This window comes from Pseudomonas sp. PSE14, from assembly GCF_029203285.1.
GTDB lineage: Bacteria > Pseudomonadota > Gammaproteobacteria > Pseudomonadales > Pseudomonadaceae > Pseudomonas.
In genome coordinates, this window is the sequence record NZ_CP115669.1 from 2719009 (window position 1) to 2742199 (window position 23191).

The window sequence follows — 23191 nt, forward strand, 5'->3', positions numbered from 1 at the left end:
ACGGCCTCAGTGCCAGGGCAACGGGATGGGCCGCGCCGGCGCCAGGCCGCCCCGGCACTTGAGCACACGCAACTGCGCGGGGGTGGCGTCCAGCGCCAGGCGCAATGCGGCCGGGGATGGGTTTAGCGCCTCGCGCTGCGAGCGGTAGGCGATGGCCAGGGTCTGCCCGGTTTCGGCGGCCACCTGCAGGCGGCGCAGGGTGCGGTCGTCGGCCTGCTGCGGCCAGCACAACACGGCGCCGCAGCTGCCCGAACGCAGGCATTGCTCGGTGGCCCAGAGGGCATCGCGGCCGGAGGCTTTCACGATGGCGAGCTGATCCAGTACAACCCCGGCGCCCTGCCATGCGGCCGGGTAGGGGATGTGGGGTGGGGCCACCAGCACGATGCGTTCGCCGGCCTTGCTGAGTCGTGCGAGGGTCGGCCAGACCAGTTGCAGTTCGCCGGTGCCTTCCTGGGCCAGGAGGATTTCGCTGAGTGCCGCTTCCGGCCAGCCGCCGGTGGGCAGGGCTGCGTCCAGCACGGCGTGACCGGTAGGCTGCTGGCTGGGTGGCAGGCCCTGGGGCTGGCCTTTCCAGACCTGGCGCTGATGGAACAGGGTATCGAGTGCGACCACACTGCCCATCACGGCCTCCCGGCCGGCGAGCGGCGACGGTCATGTGCCCGACGGGTGGGCCGGGGGAGGAGGATGGGCGGGTATCGCATGGGGGGCTCGGAAATAACTGTATGGATATACAGTTTATCCAGTGGAATGGTGCCGTCAATGGTGGTTGATCGGGGCGTGGGGGCTTTCCGTAGGAGTGGAGGACTTTGTCCGCGATGATTTTTGTTTTTGTCTGGGTGTTTCTGCGCCGCTTTGGCATGTGTTGATAGATTTTGTTTCGCCCCCTCGGGCGACCTACTTTGCCAAACGACGCAAAGTAGGCAAAGGTCTCTGCCCCATCATCCGGCCCCGGCTTCGCCGGGGTTCCCTCGCTCCATCGAAGTTTCAGGGGCCCGCGTCGACGGGCCATCCATGGTCCAACGACGCTCTCGCGGCATCCATGCCGCTCAACCCCTGAAACTCCGATTCCACTCGGCCTCCTGAAGGGGCGTTCCGGTGCGTGCGGAGGTTTCTCTGGAAGTCTTTAAAGCCAGAGCCAGAGCGGAGCTGTGCTCCCGTAGGAGAGACGGGGGCACCTAGCCCTTGTCCGCGAAGGCTTGCCACAGCACCCACGTTGCAGGATGAACACCTGTAGGGTGAATAGCGCGCAGCGTTATCCGCCGTGATGGGTTTCGCTTCGCTCTACGCCATCCTACGAAGAGCGATCCAGCATGAAGCAGCCAAAGTTCCAGGCGCGCGCAGAGTCCCGTCAGGAGGCCGAGTGGAGGTATTGCGCAGAGGGGCGAGCGGCATGGATGCCGCGAGAGGCGTAGAGGGCCATGGATGGCCCTTCTACGCCGACCCTCGGAGCGATACCGGAAGGAGGGCAGTCTGAGCGAAGCGAAGACCCGGATGTCGGGACGAGCCCTTTTGGTTCCTTTTGGGGCTCCAAAAGGGACTCGCCCGAGGGGGCGAAATAAAATCTCGCAGCACACGCGGAAGCGGCGCAGAACACTAAACCCAAAAGCCGCGCGGACAAAGTCCGTTCCTACAACAACAGAAACCCCTGCGGCTCCTTCGGCCTCGGCGGATCGGCCACGAACTTCAGCCGCTGCGTCTTCCACCAGCTCGGCAGCAACCGCCTCACCGCCGGTTGATTGAAGCGGTCGTCCAGCAGATAGATCACCCCCGAATCCGTCGGCGTACGGATCACCCGCCCGGCCGCCTGGACGACCTTCTGCAGGCCGGGGAACAGGTAGGTGTAGTCATAGCCGTCGCCGAACATGCCCTGCATGCGCTGCTTGATCTCCTCGTTGACCTCGTTCACCTGCGGCAGGCCCAAGGTGGCGATGAAGGCGCCGATCAAGCGATCACCGGGCAGGTCGATGCCTTCGCCGAACGCGCCGCCGAGGACGGCGAAGCCGATGCCCTGCGAGTGTGGGGTGAAGCGGTCGAGGAAGGCCTGGCGCTCGATCTCGTTCATGCTCCGCGACTGCACCCAGCGGGGGATGTCCGGGTGTTCGGCGGCGAAGCGCTCCAGCGCCTGTTGCAGATAGGCGTAACTGCTGAAGAAGGCCAGGTAGTTGCCGGGGCGGGCGCGGAATTGGCGGGCCATCAGGGTGCTGATCGGTGCGAGGCTGGCCTCGCGGTGCTGGTAGCGGGTGGAGAGGTTGCTCAGTGCGTGGACTTCCAGCTGCTCGGCGCGGAAGGGCGATTCCACCTCGCGCCAGGTGGTGTCTTCCGGCAGGCCGAGCAGGTCCGCGTAATAGTTCGCCGGGTTCAGCGTGGCGGAGAACAGCGTGCTGCTATGCGCGGCTTCAAAGCGCGGTTCGAGGAAAGGCGCCGGCACCACGTTGCGCAGGCACAGCGTGGACAGTGTGCGCTGGCCACTGCCGTCATGGCGGGTGATGTCGAACAGCGAGTGCGGCCCGTAGGCCTCGGCCAGCCGGCAGAACAGCATGGCGTCGAGGTAGAAGCGCAGCAGTTCGGCCTCGTTGCCGGTGGGCTGGTCGGTGAGGTGGTCGGTGATGGCGCTGACGGCCTTCTGCAGCGCGGCGATGAACAGGTCGGGCACCGTCGGGTAGATCTGGTAGTCGACCTCCTGGTCGCGGTGCATCTGGTTCCAGTGCCGGCCGACGCGCTCCAGCACGCCTTTCAGGCCGGCCGGGGCGACCTTGCGCAGGGCGTTGAACTCGGACTGGTCCAGCTCGGCGCTGTACATGCCGCGCCCACGCTCGATGAGGTTGTGCGCCTCGTCCACCAGCAGCGTGACCTTCCAGTCGTTGAGCAGGGTGAGGCCGTAGAGCAGGGCGGTCATGTCGAAGTAGTAGTTGTAGTCGCACACCACCACGTCGGCCCAGCGGCACAGTTCCTGGCTCAGGTAGTAGGGGCAGACCTGGTGCTCCAGCGCTACGTCGCGCAAGGCTTCCTGGGTCAGCCAGCGGTGCTTGAGCGCGGCTTCGCGGGCGGCGGGCAGGCGGTCGTAGAAACCCTTGGCCAGCGGGCAGGAGTCGCCGTGGCAGGGTTTGTCCGGGTGCTCGCAGGCCTTGTCGCGAGCGACGTGTTCCAGCACCCGCAGCGGCTGGCCGGCGTCCTGTTGGCGCAGGGTCGCCAGGGCGTCGAGGGCCAGGCGCCGGCCCGGCGTCTTGGCGGTGAGGAAGAACAGCCGGTCCAGCTTCTGTCCGGGGAAGGCCTTGAGCTGCGGGAACAGGGTGCCGAGGGTCTTGCCGATGCCGGTGGTGGCCTGGGCCATCAGCGTCTGGCCGTCGCGGGCGGCGCGGTAGACCGATTCGGCAAGCATGCGTTGGCCCTGGCGGAAGTCGGCGTAGGGGAAACGCAGCGCTTCCAGGCCCTGGTCGCGCTCGACGCGGTGCGCGCTTTCCTGCTCGGCCCATTGCACGAAGCGGCTGCACTGCAGCTCGAAGAAGGCGCGCAGGTCCTCGGCGGCGAAGCGCTCGCGGAATACCGTTTCCTTCTGGGTGATGACGTTGAAGTAGACGACGGCCAAGTCGATGGCGTCGATCTCCAGCGTCTGGCACAGCAGCCAGCCGTACACCTTCACCTGCGCCCAGTGCAGCAGGCGGTGGTTCTGCGGGATGCGCGCGACGTCGCCGCGGTGGGTCTTGATCTCTTCCAGCAGGTGGGCGTCCGGGTCGTAGCCGTCGGCGCGGCCGCTGACTACCAGCCCCGGATATTCGCCGCGCAGCGGCAGTTCGGCGATGTAGCCCAGGCCGCGCCGGGAGACCACCATGGCGTGCCCGGCCATGCCTTCCTGGGCGGTTGGGGCGGGGGTGAAACGCAGGTCGAGGTCACCTTCCTTGGCGGTGAATTCGCACAGCGCGCGCACGGCGATGGCGTAGCTCATTGGGCCTCTTCCGTCTCGCCCTGCCAGCGCACGTAACAGACTTCCACCGGCATGCCGTGCTCGGCGCAGAAGGCCAGCCAGCGCTTCTGATTGTCCTGCAGGCGATCACCCGGGCCTTTCACTTCGATCATCCGGTAGCGGGCCTCATCGGGCCAGAACTGGATCAGGTCGGGCATGCCGGCGCGGTTGGCCTTGGGATCGGCCAGCAGGCGTTCGAACCACAGCTTCAGGTGCGCGGCCGGCAGGCAGTATAGGGCCTGGTCCAGCAGGTTCTCGTCGAGCAATTCCCAGTGCACGAAGGGTGAGAGGATGCCGAACTTGGCGGCGTAGGTGTCGCGGATCGCCGTCAGATAGGCGTCGCTGTCCAGCAGCGCCAGGCGCGCGGCGAAGGCTTCAGCACGACGGCTGACGAAGTCGCCGCGGTACAGGTCGCTCGGCCCAGCCTGGAAGGGGTGGAAGAAGGCGCCGGGCAGCGGGGCGAAGATCACTTCCCAGCAGAGCAGGCCGAACAGGCTGCAGATCAGCGCGTTCTCCACGTAGTGCACCGGTGCTTCGTCCTCATGGAGTACGGCCTGCACGGCGAACTCGACGTCGACGTCCGGGCGCGGCAGCTCCAGGTCGATGCGCAGCGGCGGCGTCGGTTTGGCGGTCTTTTCCTTCGGCAGGCCGAGCTGGCGGACCAGCCGAGTCAGCGCGCGCTCCACCAGTTGCAGCTCGCTATCGCTTTCCGGCGCGGCCAGCGCGGCCTGCACCAGTGCGTGGGCTTCCTCGAAGCGCTGCAGGCGTTCCAGCACGCGGATCTGCCGCTGCCGCGAACCTCCGGCAGCGGTGCGCCGGTACAGCGCTAATGCGGCGTCCAGTTCGCCGTCGCGCTCCAGCTGGTAGGCCATGCGGTACAGCAGGCGACCGTGACGCGCTTGCAGGTAGGGATTGTCGCTGCGGAAATCGCCCAGTTCGGCCAGCAGGTCGGCGATGGGTTCGCCTGTTTCGAAGCGGACGGCGCCGTTCCACAGGTGGATGTAGGCTTCCAGGTCGTCGCGGCGGCGGAAGGCGCGGGAATCGGCAGTGAAAGGGACGGTTTCGTAGCGGAAGATGCCCAGGTCGGCGAGGACGAACTCGGACCAGTCCTGCTGCAGGTTGCCGAAGAACAGCAGGCGCAGGCGGTCGCAAAGCGGCGTCAGTATCAGGGTGTAGAGCTGGTCGAGGTCCGGATACCAGGTTCCGAACGGCTGCACTTGCTCGTGGTAGGCGTGCAGGTGCTCGTACAGCTCGGCCTTCTTCAGGGTGCTGCGTGGCAGGTCATCGCGGAAGCGGGCGAGCAGTTCGTCCTTGAGCAGCAGTGGCAGCAGTTCTTCCAGTGCGAGCGGGTAGGTATCGTCCAGCCAGCCCAGTTCCAGGAGTGGCGCGGCGGCCGCGGGAATGTCGCCGATCTCGGCATAGCTCAGCTTGCCGGCGCGAAAGTGCGGGCCCTTGCGCATGACCAGCCGCACCAGCAGCGCCCGCGACGGCAGCGGCAGCGCGCGGAAATCGGCGATGAACCGGGCTTCCTCGGCGTCGAGCAGGTCGGCGTAGCGTTCGTCGATCCAGTCGAGGGCGCGGTGGAAGTTGGTCAGGTAGTAGAGGCTGGGGTCGAGCGGCGCAGGCATTGGCGGGCACTGGTTTTACATACAGTGCCAAGGATGGCGTGATGGGGGCTTGGCCGCAAGGGTTGTGGCGGCCTTTTATCGGGAGATGCCTTGCGCTGGGTTTTCAGGATGGCTGTAGGACCGTGCCCGGACGGCGGATCAATCGAGGCGAAACACCAGCGCCTTCAGGCCGCTATCTTCCTCGATATCGGCGAATTCCGGCGGGTTTTCCAGGCGCTCGACGAAGCGCAGCTGTGGCGCCTCGGCGGCCATGCCCTGGAGGACGAAGTCGACGCCCACCGCCGGGTCATTCACGCAGGCCAGCACGGTGCCGGCGCCGTCCAGCAGCTCCGGCAGGCGGCGCAGAACGCGGGCGTAGTCCTTGTCGAGGACGAAGCTGCCTTTCTGGAAGCTCGGCGGATCGATGATGATCAGGTCGTACGGGCCGGATTTCTTCACCTTGCCCCAGGACTTGAACAGGTCGTGGTCGAGGAAGCTCACCTTGGACAGGTCGTGGCCGTTCAGGCGGTGGTTGTCGCGGCCTCGGCTCAGCGCGGCGCGGGCCATGTCGAGGTTGACCACCTTCTGCGCGCCGCCGGCAATTGCCGCCACGGAGAAGCCGCAGGTGTAGGCGAACAGGTTGAGCACGCGCAGACCTTCGGCGTTGGCCTGCACCCATTGGCGGCCGTAGCGCATGTCGAGGAACAGGCCGTTGTTCTGCTTGCGGCCCAGGTCCAGTTGGTAGCGCAGGCCGTGTTCGGTGATCTGCCAGCCGTCGAAGGCTTCGCCGAACAGCACTTCCATGGTGCTTTCCAGGGTGTAGCGGTGTTGCAGCATCAGGCTGCGGGCGCCGGTGGCGCGCCAGGTTGCGCCTTGCGCCAGTTCCAGCAGCATCGCCCGCAGCGCCGCCAGTTCGTCCTCGGCCGGTTCGCGGAACAGCGACACCAGCAGCACGCCTTCCAGCCAGTCGGCGGTCACCTGCTCCAGGCCCGGCCAGCGCCGGCCGCGGCCGTGGAACAGACGGCGGGTTTCCACGGGGGCGGGGTTCAGGGCGGTGAGCAGTTGCTCGCGCAGGGTGGCGATGGCTTCGGTGTTCATTGTCTGGGTCTTTCCAATCGGGGCGGCGATTCTACGCGCTCAGGCGCCATGGCGCTGCACCCGCAGTTTTTCCTCCGGACGCGGGGCGACGAAGAAACGATTGAGCGCCTCGTAGCCGGCCGGGTCCAGCGGTGCGGCCAGCGGTGCCAGGGCGTGGCGGGCGAGCAGGCGGTTGCGGCAGGTGTCCGGGTCGATGTCGAGGAAATGCAGGCAGTGCCCGGCGCCGGCCTGCTGCGCCAGGTCGATCAGCCAGCGGCGGTCAGCCAGGGTGTTGGCGGGGATGTCCAGCACCACGCTGGTGCCGGCGCGCAACAGGCCGACCACGTGCGGCCCCATGACCTTGCGCACGCGGCGGGCGTAGAGCTGGTAGTCGTCCGGGTTGCTGATGCCCCAGGGGAAGAGCTCGGCCAGCCATTGTTCCTCGGCCAGCATCACGGTGCCCGGCGCCTCGGCCAATTGCCGCGCCAGGCAGGATTTGCCCGACGCCGCCTTGCCACACAGCAGGTGCAATGTGCCCGTACTCATGTCGTAGCCTCCAACAGGTCGGTACCGTAGGAGTTGTCCACGGCGCAACGCCAGGCGCCGTCGGCTTCGCGGCGGAAGACGTAGGTGGCGCGGCGGGTCAGCTTGCCGTGGCTGGTGTCCAGCAGGGTTTGCGCGACCACCAGCGCGGTGTCGCCGGTTTCGAGGATTTCCAGGCGGCCCTGGCGCACCCGCAGCTTGTGCCCGAAGTGTTCGGCGATGGCGGCGAAGGCGCGGCGGATCTGCTCCTTGCCCCGCGCCAGCAGGCCGGGCTTGACCACCAGCAGTGCGTCGTCGGTGTAGAACGCCAGCAGCGCGTCGAAATCCTCGCGGCCGATGGCTTCGTCGGCGGCCTGGATGAGCGTTTGCAGGGGGTGCAGATCCTGGGAAAGAGTAGGGGGGAATGCCGGTTCCATCGGTGTCTCCTGGTCAGGGAACCTCGGACGGCGGGCATTAAAAAACCCGCCGGGAGGCGGGTTTGGTTGTTCGCTTGAATGCGCTAACCCACCATCGGAGCGATGGTGGTAATAATCTGCTGGAAGGTGCGGTTGGCGGCATTCATGGGCTCAGAAGCTAGCAGAAGTTTCATACGTCGCGCCAGCGTCTTTTTTTGCTGGCGGCATGGCATGATCGCGCCCCGCCGTGGTCAAACCGCCATGCCTATCTCCACGTTGTAGCGGAGCACCCCATGCCATCCCTCATCCCGACCCGCATCCTGCGCGCCCTGGCGCTGCTCGCCGGGTTGGTCGTGTCCGTCGAAACCCCAGCCGTTACCTGTCCCCAGGGGCAGCGGCAGGTCTGCCTGGATACCTGCGTCTGCCTGCCGGACCTGGGCGCCGTGCTCGGCCCGGTGATCGCCGACACCCGCAAGATGGCCGGCCAGGCGCTGGGCGTCTGGCTGCAGCAGTCCCGCGACCAGGCGGAGCAGGGCGGCACCCAGCCGATCCCGCTGGAAATCCGCGCGCAGCTGCAGGCCTATTTCCCCGACGAGGTGCTGATGGCGGCGCGCTATTCCACCGGCGCGCTGGATGAGCTGAACGCCGCCCAGACCATGATGCAGAACCCCGACACCGAGGCCGTCACCCTGGTGGACGTGATCGTCTTCCGCCGCGAGGAAGACGCGCAGAAGGACGTCGCCCTCTGGGCCCACGAACTGTGGCACGTGAAGCAGTTCCAGGAGTGGGGCGTACAGGGCTTCGCCAGCCGCTACAGCGATGACTACGATGCCGTGGAGTCGCCGGCCTACGCGATGCAGCGCAAGGTAGCCAAGGACCTGCGCGACAGCCAGCAGACGGCCGCCGCGCAGCACTAGCGGCTCGCGGACTCCCCGGCGGCGGCTTCCGGCACCGGCGTACCGCCGCCAAGCGCCTTGCACAGGGCGATCAGGGTCAGGCGCAGCTGGGTATCGCTGTCCACCAGGTCGCGGCGCGATTGCAGGTAGGCGCGCTGGGCGTCCAGCTCCACCAGGAAGTCGGTCATCCCGCCGGCGTAGCGCGCCTTGGCCATGCCATAGGCGATGTCGGCGCTGCGCTGCTTGTCCTGCAACTGGCGGTTGCGCTGGCGTTCGGCGCCGTACTGGCTGAGGCTGTCGTCGACTTCCTGCCAGGCCTTGAGCACGGTCTGCTGGTAGGCCACGGCGGCTTCCTGCTGTTCCAGCTTGCGCAGGTTGATGCTGGAGCGCCGCCGGCCATTGTCGAAGATCGGCACGGAGAGGCTCGGGCCGACGCTCCAGGTGCGGCTGCCCCAGTCGCTGATATGGCCGTCCTCGGTGGATTCGAAGCCGAAGCGCGCCCCCAGGCGGATGGCGGGGTAGAGATCGGCCACGGCCACGCCGATATTGGCCGTGGCGGCATGCAGCTGGGCTTCGGCGGCGCGGATGTCCGGGCGGCGTCGGGCCAGTTCGGAGGGCAGGCCGAGGCTGAGGTCCGGCGTCTGCGGCTCGGTCTGCGCAACCGGTTTGAGTTCGTCGCGCAGGCTGCCGGGTTCGGCGCCGATCAGCACGCCGATCTGGTTGATCGCCGCGCTTTCGCTGGCCAGCAGTTGCGGCAGGCGCGAGCGCAGGTCGGCCAGTTGGCTGCGCTGGCGTTCGACGTCGAAGTCGTCCACCAGGCCGCCATCGGCGCGCACCTGGATCAGTTGCAGGGTTTCCTCGGTGGCGGCCAGGTCCTGGCGCGTCACCGCAATCTGCTGCTGCACGCCGCGCAGCTCGAAGTAGGCGCGGGACAGTTCCGCGGCGACGCCCAGGCGCACTTCGTCGAGCATCGCCGCCTGCGCTGCCACGCTGGCGTCGGCGGACTCGATGGAGCGGCGGATGCGGCCCCACAGGTCCGGCTCCCAGGAGGCGTCGAAGCCGGCCTGGTAGAGGGTGAAGGGCTCGGCGAGAACCTTGCTGATCTGCTCGCTGTTCGCGCCGGGGGCGATGCGCTGGATCATCAGCGCGTTGGCGCCGTTCTCGCTCATGCGCTGGCGATTGACTGCCGCCGAGGCGTTGACGTCCACGCCGCGCTGGGACGCCACCATCTGCCGCTGCATGCGGCTCTGGGCGAAGCGCAGCACGGCGGTGTTGAGGTCGGGGCTGGCCTTGTCGGCGCGGCGCTGCAGGTTGTTCAGCACCGGGTCGTTGAACAGCGTCCACCAGTCCTCGGCGAGTTGGGTGGTGCCGGCGCTGGGCGCAAGCGCCGCTTCGCCGGAGTGGGCGGCCTGCCAGCTGGCCGGGCTCTTGGTCTGCGGCGTTTCATAGTCAGGGCCGACGGCGCAGCCGCCGAGCAGGATCAGGCAGCAGGCGAGGGGAGTGAGGGAATGTTTCATGGCGTTTCTCTCACGTCAGGCGGTGGCGGAACAGCCACGAGGCGAGTGGCAGGGTGACGGCCGCCACCACCAGCATGGGGATGAGGTTGAACGACACGCTGGCGAGGCTGGCGCCTTCCAGGTAGACGCGCTGGATCAGGTCGATGCCGAAGCGCAGCGGGTTGGCGTAGGTCACGATCTGCAGGAACTCCGGCATGTTGCGCACCGGCGTGGCGAGGCCGGAGAGCAGCGTCAGCGGCATGATCAGCACGAAGGTGTAGAGCATCGCCTGCTGCATGTTCAGCGAGATGGCGGAAATCGACATGCCCAGCCCGACGCAGGCGATGGTGAACACCGCCAGCCCGCCGTACAGGTCCAGCAGCGAGCCGGCCATGGGGATGCGGAACCAGAACAGCGCCATCAGCAGCACCAGGCTGGCCTGGGCCAGGCCGATCAGAGTCGGCGGTATGGCCTTGCCGAGCATGATTTCCAGCGGCGTGTAGGGCGTCACCAGGAGCTGGTCGAAGGTGCCCTGTTCGCGCTCGCGGGCCACCGAGAGGGCAGTGAGCATCAGCGTCTGCATCATGCTCAGGGTGGCGATCAGCGCCGGGATCAGCGGCCAGCGGGTTTCCAGGTTGGGGTTGTACCAGGCGCGGCTGACCACGCTCAGCGGTGGTGCCGCCAGGCCCCGGCTGCGGTTGAAGTCGACCACGATGCTGGCCAGCCCCGCGGCGGCGGAACCGGCGGTGTTGGAGTTGCGCCCGTCGAGGATGACCTGGATCGGTGCCGGGTCGCCCTGGGCCAGGCGGGTCTGGAAGTCGGAAGGGATGTGCACCACCAGCAGCGCCTTCTGCTCGTCGATCACCGCCTGGATTTCCTCCACCCGCGTGAGGGTCGCCACCCGGTGGAAGATGCCGCTGCCGTCCAGGCGCGAGGCGAGCTCGCGGGACGCCTCACCGTTGCTGAGGTCGAGCAGGGCGTAGGGCGCGTCGTTGAGGTCGAAGGTTACCGCGTAGCCGAACAGCACGCTCTGCAGCAGCACCGGCACCACCAGCACGATGCGGTTGGCCGGGTCCTTGAGGATCACCAGCAGTTCCTTGCGCCAGAGGTTGAGGATGCGCCAGAAGAATTCCATCGTGCTCTAGTCCAGTCGCTTGCGCGTCACCAGCCGCGCCAGGCCCAGCAGGACCACGGCGTAGGTGGCGAGGATCGCGCAGTCCTTGAGGATCATCGGCCAGAAGTTGCCGGCCAGGAACAGGGATTTCACCAGTTCCATGAAATAGGTCGCCGGCAGCAGGTCGCCCACCACGCGGATGGCGGTCGGCACGTTGCGCAGGTCGAAGATGAAGCCCGAGAGCATCATGGCCGGCAGGAAGCTGGCGAGCAGGGCGATCTGGCTGGCGAGGAACTGGTTCTTGGTCATCGCCGAGATCAGCAGGCCGATGCCCAGGGCCACCAGCATGTAGAGCATGGAGGCGACCACCAGCACCACGAAGGAGCCGTACAGCGGCACGTCGAACAGGACGCGCGCGGCGATCAGGCACAGCGCCAGGCCGATCATGCCGATGCCGAAGCAGGGGATGATCTTCGCCAGGAGGATTTCCACCGGCCGCACCGGGGTGACGAACAGCGCTTCCAGGGTACCGCGCTCCCATTCGCGGGCCATCACCAGGGCGGTGAGGAAGGCGCCCACCAGGGTCATGATCAGCACGATCAGCCCCGGCACCAGATACCAGGTGCTGGTGTTGGCGGCGTTGAACCACATGCGCTGGACGATGGTAACGGCGCCGCCCCGACTCTGGGCACCGGCGCTGCGGTCGGCCTGCTTCTCGCCCCAGCCGGCCAGGGCGCTGCCGACATAAGTGGCGACGCTGGCGGCGCGGGTGGCGTCCGAGCCCTGCACCAGCACCTGGATCTGCGCGTTGCCTTCATTCAGGCGGCGGGTGAAGTCGGAGGGCACCTGCACCAGCGCGTCCACCTCGCGGGACTTCATCAGCGCCTCGCCCTCGGCAAGGGAGCGCACATGATGTGGCACCAGGTAGTCGGTGCGGCTGATGCTGGCGGCGACGTCGCGGGCGATGGGCGAGGGATCGTCGAGGACGATGGCGACGATGGCGCGCTTCACGTCCAGCGACAGGCCGTAGCCGAAGATCAGGATCAGCGCGATGGGCAGGCCGATGCCGATCAGCAGGTTGCTGCGGTCGCGCACCAGCTGCCGCACTTCCTTGCGGGTCAGCGAGGCGAGGCGCCGCCAGAAGCCGCCGGCACTCATGCCGCGCCCGCCCTGGCCCGTTCGCGGTTGCTTTCCACGATCTCGATGAATGCCTGCTCCATGTTCAGCGTGCTGCCCTTGCCGCCGGCTTGCTCGCGCACTTCCTGCGGGGTGCCCATGGCCAGCAGCTTGCCGGCGTCCTGGATGACGATGCGGTCGCAGTACTCGGCTTCTTCCATGAAGTGAGTAGTGATGATGATGGTGGTGCCGGAGGCCGCCAGCGCCGTGATGCGTTGCCAGAAGCCACGGCGGGCGAGGGGATCGGCGCCGCTGGTGGGTTCGTCGAGGAAGAGGATTTCCGGCTCGTGGAGCAGGCCCACGGCCATCGCCAGGCGTTGCTTGAAGCCCCCCGGCAGTTGCCCGCTGGGCGCGTCTTCCTGGCCGGCGAGGTCGAACTGCCGCGACACCGCGTCCATCCGCTGGCTCAGGCGCTTGCCGATCAGGCCATAGGCACCGCCGAAGAAGCGCAGGTTCTCCGCCACCGAGAGGTTGCCGTAGAGGGAGAACTTCTGCGACACGTAGCCGACTTTGCGTCGTGCCTGGGCCCGCGCGTGGCGCAGGTTGACCCCGGCCACCTGCAGGGTGCCGCTGGTGGCCGGCAGCAGCCCGCAGAGCATGCGGAAGGTGGTGGTCTTGCCGGCGCCGTTGGGGCCGAGCAGGCCGAAGATTTCCCCGCGGCGCACGCTGAAGCTGGTGCTGGCCACGGCGGTGAAGTCGCCGAACTTGCGCACCAGGTCCTTCACTTCGATCACAGCTTCCTCGCCATCCTCATGACGCTGCGTGCCGCTCTTGAGCGATTCCATGTCCACCGCCTCGGCGTCGCTGCGGGCGCGCAGGAGGAACATGAAGCCGTCTTCCAGCCGCGCCTCCACCGGGCGGACCGGCGCGCCGCCGAGCAACTGGTCGAGCTTCGATTGCTCGGCGTCGGGCTGGCGGATGAAGCGCACTTCGCCCGATTGCGGCACGGCGTCGACGATGTTCTGGTGGTCCTCCAGCAGCCGCGCCTGCAGGGTGCGCGCGGGCTGTTCCGGCGGCGGCGTGGCGATGAAGCAGAGGTGGTCGGCGTGCTGGCGGATCGACGCTGGGTCGCCCTTGGCCATCAGTTGGCCCTGGTGCAGCAGGAAGACTTCGGCGCAGCGCTCGGCTTCGTCCATGTAGGAGGTGGAGACCAGCACGCTGAGCTGCTCCTGCTCGATCAGCTGCTGGATGATTTCCCAGAGTTCGCGGCGCGACAGCGGGTCGACGCCCACGGTGGGTTCGTCGAGCAGCAGCAGGTCCGGCGAGCGCACCAGGGTGCAGGCCAGGCCCAGCTTCTGCTTCATGCCGCCGGAGAGCTTGCCCGCCGGGCGCTCGGTGAAGCGCGACAGGTCGGTCATTTCCAGCAGGCGCTGGTAGCGTTCCTCGCGCTGCCCGTGGGGCACGCCGTGGAGGTCGGCGTAGAGGTCGAGGTTCTCCTGCACGCTGAGGTCCTCGTAGAGGCCGAAGCGCTGCGGCATGTAGCTGATGCGGTCCTGCACCCGCTGCGGGTGGGTGTGGACGTCCAGGTCCAGCACCGTCAGGCTGCCGGCATCGGCCTGCAGAAGCCCGGCGACCAGGCGCAGGAAGGTGGTCTTGCCGGCGCCGTCCGGGCCGACCAGCGCGGTGAGCTGGCCGCGCGGGATGTCCAGGCTGATGTCCTTGAGCGCCTGTACCGTCTTGCCCGACTCCTTGACCAGGAACTGCTTGGCCAGGCCCGCGGCGCGGATGACCGGGCTTTCGTCGTGGATTCCCTGAACCGGGGCCATCAGCGCGGCTCGTCGGCGAAACGTACCGTGGCCGGCATGCCCAGGCGCAGGCGGTTATCGGGGTCGGCCACCAGCACCCGGACTTCGTAGACCAGGCTGGTGCGCAGCTCTTCGGTCTGCACCGATTTCGGGGTGAATTCGGCGACCGAGGAGATAAAGCCGACGTGACCGTCGATGGCCTGGTCCGGGTGGCTGTCGGTGAAGACCTCGGCCTTCATGCCGGGCTTGAGCCGCCCCAGGTTGACTTCGCTGACATAGGCGCGAATCCATTTCGGGTCGGTCAGCGCCAGGGAATACACCGGGCGTTGCGGCGAGGCCATGTCGCCGGGTTCCAGCAGGCGCGAACGCACGGTGGCGTTCTGTGGCGCCTTGAGGTCGGCTTCGTCGAGGTTGTGCTGGAGCAGGGCGAGGTCGGCGCGGGCGGCGGCGAGCTGCGCCTCGGCCTGGGCGATGTCTTCCGCGCGCGGGCCGATCCGGGCCAGGCGCAGGGATTTCTGCCGATCTTCCAGCTGGGCCTGGGCGACCTTCTGCTGGGAGGTGGCGCTGTCGATGTCCTGCTGGCTCACAGCGCGGCCGCCGGGACTGTTGGCGCGGATGTTCTGCAGGCGGCGCAGCTGGGTGTTGGCGAGGTCGAGCTGGGCGCGGGCGGCCTGGTCCTGGGCGCGGGCGCGGTCGATGTCCTCGGGGCGCGTGCCGTTCTTCAGGCGCAACAGGCTCTGCTCCTGGGCGGCGATCTGCGCCCGGGCCTTGTCGATCTGCAGGCGCAGGGTGCGGGTGTCGAGGCTGGCCAGCACGTCGCCGGCCTTTACCAGGTCGCCTTCATCGACGTTCATGCGGGCGATGCGCTCGCTGCCGATGAAGGCCAGCGAAACCTGGCGGATATCGACGTTGCCGTAGAGCACCAGTCCTTTATCTCCGCTTTCGCGGGATTGCAGGTACCACCATGACCCGCCCCCCAGCAACAGCACCAGAACGACGACCAGCAACAGCTTCTTCGGCATGTAGACCTTCCCTGTTTCGTGACAGCCCGGTGAAGGATAGCCAGTTATTCGCTCCCGGAGCAGCAAAATCACGGCTACGGTGCGTCGCAGACGGGTTTGACGATCATTTCGTCAGCTGCGCCACCGTGGTTGCATATTGCTGTTAGCGTGAAGAGGCAACCTCAACGGGAGCGCTGTCATGAGCGATCAAGTGAATGGTTCTCAGGCCGCCAAACAGTCCTCTTGCCTGCGTCGCGCGCAGCTGATGCAGTGGTCCGGCATGGTGATGTTCGTCCTGGCCATCGGCCTGGCCGCGCTGACGGACTTCCTGACCCACAGCGAGGGCATGACCACCATCGTGCTCTTCGGCGGGCTCGGACTGCTGGCGATGGTGTCGGCGCGCTTCATCGCGATGGCTTGCCTGCGAAGGCAGCATCCGTAGGGCGTATATCGCTCCGCGTTATACGCCGTTTGGCCTGAGCCTCAGACCGCTCCGGGTTCAGTCATGGCGCCAGCAATAGGGCAAGGAGTATCGGTGTACAACCGCGAACGGTTGTACACCCTACGGACAGCTTTTCGTAGGAGCGAGCTTGCTCGCGAAGGGAGGCTACCGGCGGCACCGGCGCTGGGCGCTTCGCGAGCAAGCTCGCTCCTGCAATAGAGCCGGCGGTTTCAGCGCTGCGGCGCTTGCGGCTGAATCCGCTGAGGGTCGATTCCCCGGTCGCCGATATTGATGTCGTCGGACATCTGCGGTTTGGGCGGCGGCGCGACGTTGTGGTCGGCGGGCCCGCTGTGGCCGCTGCAGGACGATCCGCCCAGGGCGAGGGCCAGTACGCCCGCCAGTAGCAGCGCGATGAATCTCGGCATGTCCGCGTCCTCCCGTTGGCTGTCCCACCCTCCAGTGAACGCGCCCTGGCGCCTGTCCCCCCAAGTGCCTGACGAACGGCGCCACCTCCCTGTCACGAAATGAAAAGCCCCTGTCGTTCGATGTGAAGCGGCTGTCCGGCCCCCTCCCTAGAGTCCGATCCATGGGCATCCGCCCTCTAAAAAAACAAGACAAACTGGAGAATCCGGCATGGCCAAAGCCGTTCGTTTCTATGAAACCGGGGGTCCCGAAGTCCTGCGTTACGAGGACGTGGAGGTCGGCGATCCCGGCCCGGGGCAGGTTCGCCTGCGCCACGTTGCCGTAGGGCTGAACTACGCGGACACCTACTTCCGTAATGGGACCTACGCGGTGCCCCTGCCCAGCGGCATGGGTGTGGAGGCCGCCGGGGTGGTGGTGGCGGTGGGCGAGGGCGTGCACAACGTCGTACCGGGCGACCGGGTCACCTACACCGGCTTCATCAATACCCTGGGTGCCTACAGCACCGAGCGCCTGGTGCCCGCCGCGCCGTTGATCCGCCTGCCCGAAAGCATTGCCTTCGAGACCGCCGCCGCCATGACCATGCGCGGCCTGACCTCGGCCTACCTGATGCGCCGCATCCATGACTTCAAGCCCGGCGACAGCATCCTGCTGCACGCCGCCGCCGGTGGCGTGGGCCTGATCGTCTCGCAGTGGGCGCGCCTGCTCGGCCTGCGGGTGATCGGCACGGTCTCCAGCGAAGCCAAGGCCCAGGTCGCCCTGGCCCATGGCTGCTCGGAAGTCATCGACTACAGCCGCGAAGACGTTGCCTCGCGGGTTCGCGAGCTGACCGATGGCCGCGGCGTGGACGTGGTGTTCGACAGCGTCGGCAAGGACACCTTCATGTCCTCCCTGGACTCGCTCAAGCGCCGTGGCCTGATGGTCTGCGTCGGCACCGCGTCCGGGCCGATCCCGCCGTTCGACCCGGTCCTGCTGGCGATGAAGGGCTCGATCTTCCTCACCCGCCCGGCGCTGGCCGACTACATCGCCGACCCGGCGGAGAAGGCCGCGCTGCTGGATGAGCTGTTCACCCACGTCGGCAATGGCGACATCCGCATCGAGATCAACCAGCACTACGCGCTGGAAGATGCCGTGCAGGCCCACCGCGACCTGGAGTCGCGCAAGACTACCGGCTCGTCGATCTTCGTCATCTGAGGTGACTCGTCATGCACGTGGAGCAACTGACTTGCAGCATCGGCGCTGAAGTTTCCGGCGTGAACCTGGGCGATGCCGCCCGTGACGATGCACTGTTCGACGAAATGCGCAGCCTGCTGCTGAAACACAAGGTGCTGTTCCTGCGCGACCAGGACATCAGCCGCGCCGACCATGTGGCCTTCGCTCGCCGTTTCGGCGAGCTGGAGGACCACCCGGTGGCCGGCAGCGACCCGGAGCATCCGGGCCTGGTGCGCATCTACAAGACCCCGGACCTGCCCAACGACCGCTACGAGAACGCCTGGCACACCGACGCCACCTGGCGCGAGTCGCCGCCCATGGGCTGCGTGCTGCGCTGCGTGGAATGCCCGCCGGTGGGCGGCGACACCATGTGGGCGAACATGGCGCTGGCCTACGAAATGCTGCCGGCCGAGATCAAGAGCAAGATCGCCGAGCTGCGCGCCCGCCACAGCATCGAGGCGAGCTTCGGCGCGGCGATGCCGATCGAGAAGCGCCTGGCGCTGAAGGCGATGTACCCGGACGCCGAGCACCCGGTGGTGCGCACCCATCCGGAGACGGGCGAGAAGGTGCTGTTCGTCAACGCCTTCACCACCCACTTCACCAACTACCACACCCCGCAGAACGTGCGCTTCGGCCAGGACGCCAACCCCGGCGCGCTGGACCTGCTGCGCTACCTGGTGAGCCAGGTCTACATCCCCGAGTACCAGGTGCGCTGGCGCTGGAAGAAGAACAGCGTGGCGATCTGGGACAACCGCAGTACCCAGCATTACGCGGTGATGGATTACCCACCCTGCGTGCGCCGCATGGAGCGCGCCGGAATCATCGGCGACAAGCCGTTCTGATCCTCGGAAAAAAGAGCTCTACAAGAACAATTTACGGAGACTGACATGCAATTTTTCGACGATTCCCTGCACCCGGAGAACCAGGACAAGGTAGTCATCACCGTGGCCCCCTACGGCCCGGAATGGATGCCCGAGGACTTCCCCGAAGACATCCCGGTGACCATGGACGAACAGGTCCAGAAGGCCGTGGACTGCTACGAAGCCGGCGCCACCGTGCTGCACCTGCACGTGCGTGAGCTGGACGGCAAGGGCTCCAAGCGCCTGTCCAAGTTCAACGAGCTGATCGCCGGCGTGCGCGAAGCCGTGCCGGACATGATCATCCAGGTCGGCGGCTCGATTTCCTTCGCCCCGGAAAGCGACGGCGAGGCGGCCAAGTGGCTGTCCGACGATACCCGTCACATGCTCGCCGAGCTGACCCCCAAGCCCGACCAGGTGACGGTGGCGATCAACACCACCCAGATGAACATCATGGAGCTGCTCTACCCGGAGTACCTCAAGGGCACTTCCCTGGAGCACCCGGCCTACCAGGCGGCCTACAGCGAGATGACCGTGCCGGCCGGCCCGGCGTGGGTCGAGGAACACCTGAAACGCCTGCAGGCGGCCAATATCCAGCCGCACTTCCAGCTCACCGGCATGCACGCCCTGGAAACCCTCGAGCGCCTGGTGCGCAAGGGCGTCTACAAGGGCCCGCTGAACCTGACCTGGATCGGCATCGGCGGCGGCTTCGACGGCCCCAACCCGTTCAACTTCATGAACTTCGTGCACCGCGCGCCGGACGGCGCCACGGTCACCGCCGAGTCGCTGCTCAAGAACGTCCTGCCGTTCAACATGATGGCCATGGCCATGGGCCTGCACCCGCGCTGCGGCATCGAGGACACCATCATCGGCCAGCACGGCCAGCGCATGACCTCGGTCGAGCAGATCCAGCAGTGCGTGCGCGTCGCCCACGAACTGGGCCGTGAAGTCGCCAGCGGCCAGGAAGCCCGCGCCATCTACAAGATCGGCGTGCAGTACGACAGCGTCGAGGAAACCCTGCGCATGAACGGCATGGCGCCCAACCGCCAGCCGGGCCAGAAGTCCGTCCCGCTTCGCGCGTGACAGGCTCCGGTGCGGGTTCTGCCAGTAACCCGCACCGGCTTTTACCCCAGAAGAACAACAAGAACCCGATTACTCGCCTGGAGAGGTAGCGTCATGGCCATCCACTCCGTCGCCCTGGGCGACATTTCCGCCACCACGCCCAGCGTGCCGCGTCGTTATGCCTGGGTCGTGTTCGCCCTGACGTTCGGCCTGCTGATTTCCGATTACATGTCGCGCCAGGTGCTCAACGCCGTCTTTCCGCTGATCAAGGGCGAATGGGCCCTGAGCGATGCCAAGCTCGGCCTGCTCAGCGGCATCGTCGCCGTCATGGTCGGCCTGCTGACTTTCCCCCTTTCGCTGCTCGCCGACCGCTGGGGCCGGGTGCGCAGCCTGTCGCTGATGGCCATGCTCTGGAGCCTGGCGACTCTGGGCTGCGCGCTGGCGCAGACCTTCCCGCAGATGTTCGCCGCACGCTTCTTCGTCGGCGTCGGCGAGGCGGCCTACGGCAGCGTTGGCATCGCCGTGGTGATCTCGGTGTTCCCGGCGCACCTGCGCGCCACCCTGACCGGCGCCTTCATGGCCGGTGGTATGTTCGGCTCGGTGCTGGGCATGGGCCTGGGCGGCGTGCTGGCCGCCCACCTGGGCTGGCGCTGGGCGTTCGCCGGCATGGCGCTGTTCGGCCTGTTGCTGGCGCTGCTGTATCCGTTGGTGGTGAGCGAGAAGCGCATCGCCCCGGTAGCCGCCGCCGAAGCGCCGCGCCAGGTGGGCGGGCGCTCGCTGCGCAGCCTGTTCGGCAGCCGTTCGGTGATCGCCGCCTACCTGGGCAGCGGCCTGCAGCTGTTCGTCGCCGCCGCCGTGATGGTGTGGATTCCCAGCTACCTGAACCGCTACTACCACCTGGACACCGACAAGGCCGGACTGATCTCGGCGGTGATCGTGCTGGTGGGCGGCAGCGGCATGGTGCTCTGCGGCATCCTATGCGACCGCCTGGGTCGCGCCAATCCGCCGCGCAAGATCGTCCTCGCCATCGGTTTCTGCCTGGCCAGCTGCCTGCTGCTGTCGGTGGCGTTCCACCTGCCGCCGGGCACGATGCAACTAAGCCTGCTCGCCCTCGGCATGCTGGTGGCGGCCGGCACCTCCGGGCCGTCCGGCGCCATGGTGGCCAACCTCACCAGCCCGGCCGTGCACGGCACTGCCTTCGCCACCCTGACCCTGGCCAACAACCTGCTGGGCCTGGCGCCCGGCCCGCTGCTCACCGGCGTGCTGGCCGACGCCGTGGGACTGGACCGCGCGTTCCAGATCGTCCCGCTGCTGAGCATCTTCGCCGCGCTGGTGTTCATCTACGCCCGGCGCCACTACCACAGCGATATCCGCCGCCTGCGCGGCGAGGAGGAGGGCGCATGATGCCGACGCTGAACCTGGACATGACCTTCGACTTCATCTGCCCCTGGTGCCTGATCGGCAAGCGCAACCTGGACACCGCGCTGCGCCTGCTGGCCCGGCAGCGTCCGGAACTGGACGTGCGGGTGAACTGGCTGGGGCTGCAACTGCTGCCCCAGGTACCGATGGAGGGCGAACCCTTCGCCGCGTTCTACCAGCGCCGCCTGGGCGGCAAGCGGGCGGTGCGCGCACGCCAGATGGAAGTGCGCGACGCCGCGCGCCAGGCCGGGGTCGAGATCGACTTCGAGCGCATCCGCAGCATGCCCAATACCACCTACGCCCACCGCGTGTTCCAGCGTGCCGCCCAGCTGGGCAGCCAGTCGCAGCTGGAGCGCCTGCTGGAACTGCTGTTCCGCGCGCATTTCCAGCTCGGCGAGGACATCGGCCAGCGCGACACCCTGCGGCGCCTGCTGCGCGCCTGCGATTACATTCCCGAGCAGTTCGAGGAGGCACTGACCGACGGCGCTCGCGCTTTCATCGGCCGCCGCGTGGGCCTGGCCGACTCCAGCGTGCCGCTGTTCCTGCTCGACGGGCGCGCCTTCGCCCTTGGTGGGCAGAGCCCGGACCAGCTGCTGGTGGCCCTGCTGCGGGCCTTCGATCGGCAGGAGGCGCTGTCGGCATGAGTGGCGCGTTGCACATTCCGAGCGAACGGCTGCCCGCACGGGGCGGCCGCAGCCTGTTCCACCATGACAAGGGCATCGTCCTGCTGTTCGACGTGGAAGGCTGCCTGTACGCCATCGACGACCGCTGCCCGCATGCCGGGGCCTCGCTGTTCACCGGCCGCCTGGACGGCCGTTGGCTGCAGTGCCCGGCGCACGGGTTGAAGTTCGACCTGGACACCGGCTGCCCGGCGGGCATCAAGGGTTTCGGCGTGCGTCGCTATCCCATCGAGTGGCGCGCCGACGAGTGCTTCCTGCTGCTCGACGAAACGATCGCCGAGGGAGTTTCCGCATGAGCACCGCCGTCATCTCCGCGCTCGGCACCCGCAGCCGCACGCTGCTGCCGGGGCTGCTGGTCAGCGCCATGGTCGCCGCCGCGGCGACCTTCCTCTCCGAACACTACGGCGCGCCGGTGATGCTGTTCGCGCTGTTGCTGGGCCTGGCGCTGAACTTTCTCGCCACCGACAGCGTGTGCAAGGCCGGAATCGAATTTACTGCCCGCGAGATCCTGCGTTTGGGCGTGGCGCTGCTGGGCATCCGCATCACCTTCGGGCAGATCGCCGAGCTGGGCTGGCAGCCGGTGGTCATGGTGGTTGTGCTGGTGACGGTGACCATCCTGGTCTCCATCGCTGCCGCCCGCGCCATGGGCTTCAACTTCCTGTTCGGCCTGCTCACCGGCGGCGCCACGGCCATCTGCGGCGCCTCGGCGGCCCTGGCCCTGGCGGCGGCGCTGCCGGCCCATACGCAGAAGGAAAAGGCCACGCTGTTCACCGTGCTCGGTGTCTCGGCCCTTTCGACCCTGGCGATGATCCTCTACCCGATGATCGTCCATGCCCTGGGCCTGCCGCCGTTGCAGGCGGGCATCTTCCTCGGCGGCACCATCCACGACGTGGCCCAGGTGGTCGGCGCCGGCTACAGCATTTCGCCGGAAGTCGGCGACAGCGCCACGGTGGTCAAGCTGATGCGCGTGGCCATGCTGCTGCCGGTGATCCTCTGCGCGGCAATGATCACCCGCGCCCGCGGTGTCGAGCCGGGCGACAAGCGACCGCCGCTGCTGCCCTGGTTCGCCGTGGGCTTCGTGCTGCTGGCGGCGGTCAACAGCACCGGAGTCCTGGCGCCGGTGGTACAGCAGGCGGGCAGCAAGCTGTCGCAATGGTGCCTGGTGATCGCCATCGCGGCGCTGGGCATGAAGACCCAGCTGCGCGCCCTGGCCACGGTGGGGATCAAGCCGATCCTGCTGATGGTGGGGGAGACGGTGTTCCTGGCGGGGCTGGTGTTGGGGATGTTGCGCCTGGCGGGTTGATTGGTCGGCAGCTGGTCGTTGTGCCTTATTGGCACCAAGCGCGGGCATGGCCCGCTCCTACGGGAGAACCGTTGTAGGAGCGGGCTATGCCCGCGATGCTTTTGGGCTGTTGGGTTGGGTGTTTCCGCGCCGCTTCGGCGTGTGCTGAGAGATTTTGTTTCGCCCCCTCGGGCGACCTACTTTGGCAAACGCCCCAAAGTAGGCAAAAGTCTCTGCCCCATCATTCGGCCCCGGCTTCGCCGGGGTTCCCTCCTTCCATCGAAGTTTCAGGGGCCCGCCGCGAAGGGCCATCCCTGGCCCATCGCGGCTCTCGCGGCATCCATGCCGCTCAACCCCTGAAACTCCGATTCCACTCGGCCTCCTGAAGGGGCGCTCCGGTGCGTGCGGATATTTCTCTGGAAATCTTCAAGAGCCAGAGCGGTCATGCTCTTCGTAGGAGCGGACCTTGTCCGCGAAATCTATAGCGGCGGAATTTGCGCTTCCAGGAAAGCGCAGATGTTTGCCGCCAACTTGTAGGAGCGAGCTTGCTCGCGAACCGCCCAACACCGATGCGGCCGGATAATTCTGTTCGCGAGCAAGCTCGCTCCTACGAAAAGCCAGGAGCCTCGCGCGGGCCGTATTCCGTAGGGCGAATAACGCGCAGCGTTATCCGCCGTGATGGGTATCGCTTCGCTCCACGCCATCCTACGAAGAGCAATCCAGCATGAAGCAGCCAAAGTTCCAGGCGCGCGCAGAGTCCCGTCAGGAGGCCGAGTGGAGGTATTGCGCAGAGGGGCGAGCGGCAT

The 23191-nt window shown here is 67.2% G+C and carries 21 protein-coding genes; 9 read left to right on the plus strand and 12 right to left on the minus strand.

The genetic code is table 11. The annotated features are described in order from the left end of the window. Positions 1 to 6: 6 nt before the first annotated feature. From imuA to O6P39_RS12615, 6 genes are all read right to left on the minus strand, one after another. Entirely contained in the window at positions 7 to 621 is a 615-nt protein-coding gene (gene imuA, locus O6P39_RS12590) for a translesion DNA synthesis-associated protein ImuA (protein WP_275611655.1), read from the minus strand. A 1006-nt stretch (positions 622 to 1627) separates the two neighbouring features. Further along, entirely contained in the window at positions 1628 to 3943 is a 2316-nt protein-coding gene (locus O6P39_RS12595; RefSeq protein WP_275611656.1) for an ATP-dependent DNA helicase, read from the minus strand. Further along, on the minus strand, positions 3940 to 5589 hold the full coding sequence (locus tag O6P39_RS12600; RefSeq protein ID WP_275611657.1) for a VRR-NUC domain-containing protein: 1650 nt from the start codon (positions 5587 to 5589) through the stop codon (positions 3940 to 3942). The genes O6P39_RS12595 and O6P39_RS12600 overlap by 4 nt, the downstream gene beginning before the upstream one ends. Before the next feature lie 138 nt (positions 5590 to 5727). Continuing rightward, positions 5728 to 6666: a class I SAM-dependent methyltransferase gene (locus O6P39_RS12605; RefSeq protein ID WP_275611658.1), complete on the minus strand. Its 939-nt coding sequence runs from the start codon at positions 6664 to 6666 to the stop codon at positions 5728 to 5730. Positions 6667 to 6705: 39 nt separating this feature from the next. Beyond that, complete coding sequence (locus O6P39_RS12610; protein ID WP_275611659.1) at positions 6706 to 7191, minus strand: ATP-binding protein; 486 nt, start codon at positions 7189 to 7191, stop codon at positions 6706 to 6708. Continuing rightward, the gene (locus O6P39_RS12615) at positions 7188 to 7604 is read right to left on the minus strand and encodes an SgcJ/EcaC family oxidoreductase (protein ID WP_275611660.1); all 417 of its coding nucleotides are present in this window, start codon (positions 7602 to 7604) and stop codon (positions 7188 to 7190) included. Before O6P39_RS12615 ends, O6P39_RS12610 begins: the two co-directional genes overlap by 4 nt. 272 nt (positions 7605 to 7876) lie before the next feature. On the opposite strand from O6P39_RS12615, the gene O6P39_RS12620 reads away from it, so the two are divergent. After that, positions 7877 to 8500, plus strand: a complete 624-nt coding sequence (locus tag O6P39_RS12620) for a DUF4157 domain-containing protein (RefSeq protein ID WP_275611661.1) — start codon at positions 7877 to 7879, stop codon at positions 8498 to 8500. Here the strand turns inward: O6P39_RS12620 and O6P39_RS12625 are convergent. From O6P39_RS12625 to O6P39_RS12645, 5 genes are read right to left on the minus strand one after another with little or no spacing between them, the layout of a single operon-like run. Continuing rightward, positions 8497 to 9996, minus strand: coding sequence for an efflux transporter outer membrane subunit (locus O6P39_RS12625; RefSeq protein WP_275611662.1), 1500 nt, complete (start codon positions 9994 to 9996; stop codon positions 8497 to 8499). The two genes, O6P39_RS12620 and O6P39_RS12625, sit on opposite strands and share 4 nt — an antisense overlap. A 10-nt stretch (positions 9997 to 10006) precedes the next feature. Next, positions 10007 to 11110, minus strand: a complete 1104-nt coding sequence (locus O6P39_RS12630) for an ABC transporter permease (protein ID WP_275611663.1) — start codon at positions 11108 to 11110, stop codon at positions 10007 to 10009. Between the two features lie 6 nt (positions 11111 to 11116). Next, positions 11117 to 12247 (minus strand): ABC transporter permease, encoded by a 1131-nt coding sequence (locus tag O6P39_RS12635; protein WP_275611664.1) that lies wholly within the window; start codon positions 12245 to 12247, stop codon positions 11117 to 11119. Then, positions 12244 to 14031: an ATP-binding cassette domain-containing protein gene (locus O6P39_RS12640; RefSeq protein ID WP_275611665.1), complete on the minus strand. Its 1788-nt coding sequence runs from the start codon at positions 14029 to 14031 to the stop codon at positions 12244 to 12246. The genes O6P39_RS12635 and O6P39_RS12640 overlap by 4 nt, the downstream gene beginning before the upstream one ends. Further along, the gene (locus O6P39_RS12645; RefSeq protein ID WP_275611666.1) at positions 14031 to 15032 is read right to left on the minus strand and encodes an HlyD family efflux transporter periplasmic adaptor subunit; all 1002 of its coding nucleotides are present in this window, start codon (positions 15030 to 15032) and stop codon (positions 14031 to 14033) included. Before O6P39_RS12645 ends, O6P39_RS12640 begins: the two co-directional genes overlap by 1 nt. A gap of 178 nt (positions 15033 to 15210) precedes the next feature. Between O6P39_RS12645 and O6P39_RS12650 the strand changes: the two genes are divergently transcribed. Further along, on the plus strand, positions 15211 to 15453 hold the full coding sequence (locus tag O6P39_RS12650; RefSeq protein WP_275611667.1) for a hypothetical protein: 243 nt from the start codon (positions 15211 to 15213) through the stop codon (positions 15451 to 15453). A 230-nt stretch (positions 15454 to 15683) separates the two neighbouring features. On the opposite strand, the gene O6P39_RS12655 is transcribed toward O6P39_RS12650, so the two are convergent. Then, on the minus strand, positions 15684 to 15878 hold the full coding sequence (locus O6P39_RS12655) for a hypothetical protein (RefSeq protein ID WP_275611668.1): 195 nt from the start codon (positions 15876 to 15878) through the stop codon (positions 15684 to 15686). Between the two features lie 208 nt (positions 15879 to 16086). Here O6P39_RS12655 and O6P39_RS12660 point away from each other — a divergent pair, with 208 nt between their 5' ends. The 7 genes from O6P39_RS12660 to O6P39_RS12690 all read left to right on the plus strand — a co-directional run bounded on the left by O6P39_RS12660 (position 16087) and on the right by O6P39_RS12690 (position 22406). Then, on the plus strand, positions 16087 to 17067 hold the full coding sequence (locus O6P39_RS12660) for a quinone oxidoreductase (protein WP_207886245.1): 981 nt from the start codon (positions 16087 to 16089) through the stop codon (positions 17065 to 17067). Between the two features lie 11 nt (positions 17068 to 17078). Then, complete coding sequence (locus O6P39_RS12665; protein ID WP_275611669.1) at positions 17079 to 17927, plus strand: TauD/TfdA family dioxygenase; 849 nt, start codon at positions 17079 to 17081, stop codon at positions 17925 to 17927. Positions 17928 to 17972: 45 nt separating this feature from the next. After that, on the plus strand, positions 17973 to 19025 hold the full coding sequence (locus O6P39_RS12670; protein ID WP_275611670.1) for a 3-keto-5-aminohexanoate cleavage protein: 1053 nt from the start codon (positions 17973 to 17975) through the stop codon (positions 19023 to 19025). A gap of 93 nt (positions 19026 to 19118) precedes the next feature. Beyond that, on the plus strand, positions 19119 to 20408 hold the full coding sequence (locus tag O6P39_RS12675) for an MFS transporter (protein WP_275611671.1): 1290 nt from the start codon (positions 19119 to 19121) through the stop codon (positions 20406 to 20408). After that, positions 20405 to 21067, plus strand: coding sequence for a DsbA family protein (locus O6P39_RS12680; protein ID WP_275611672.1), 663 nt, complete (start codon positions 20405 to 20407; stop codon positions 21065 to 21067). The genes O6P39_RS12675 and O6P39_RS12680 overlap by 4 nt, the downstream gene beginning before the upstream one ends. After that, positions 21064 to 21399 carry a Rieske (2Fe-2S) protein gene (locus O6P39_RS12685; protein WP_275611673.1) on the plus strand — a complete coding sequence of 112 codons (336 nt, stop codon included), beginning with the start codon at positions 21064 to 21066 and terminating at the stop codon, positions 21397 to 21399. Before O6P39_RS12680 ends, O6P39_RS12685 begins: the two co-directional genes overlap by 4 nt. Then, entirely contained in the window at positions 21396 to 22406 is a 1011-nt protein-coding gene (locus O6P39_RS12690) for a putative sulfate exporter family transporter (protein WP_275611674.1), read from the plus strand. Before O6P39_RS12685 ends, O6P39_RS12690 begins: the two co-directional genes overlap by 4 nt. The last annotated feature ends 785 nt before the right edge of the window (positions 22407 to 23191 follow it).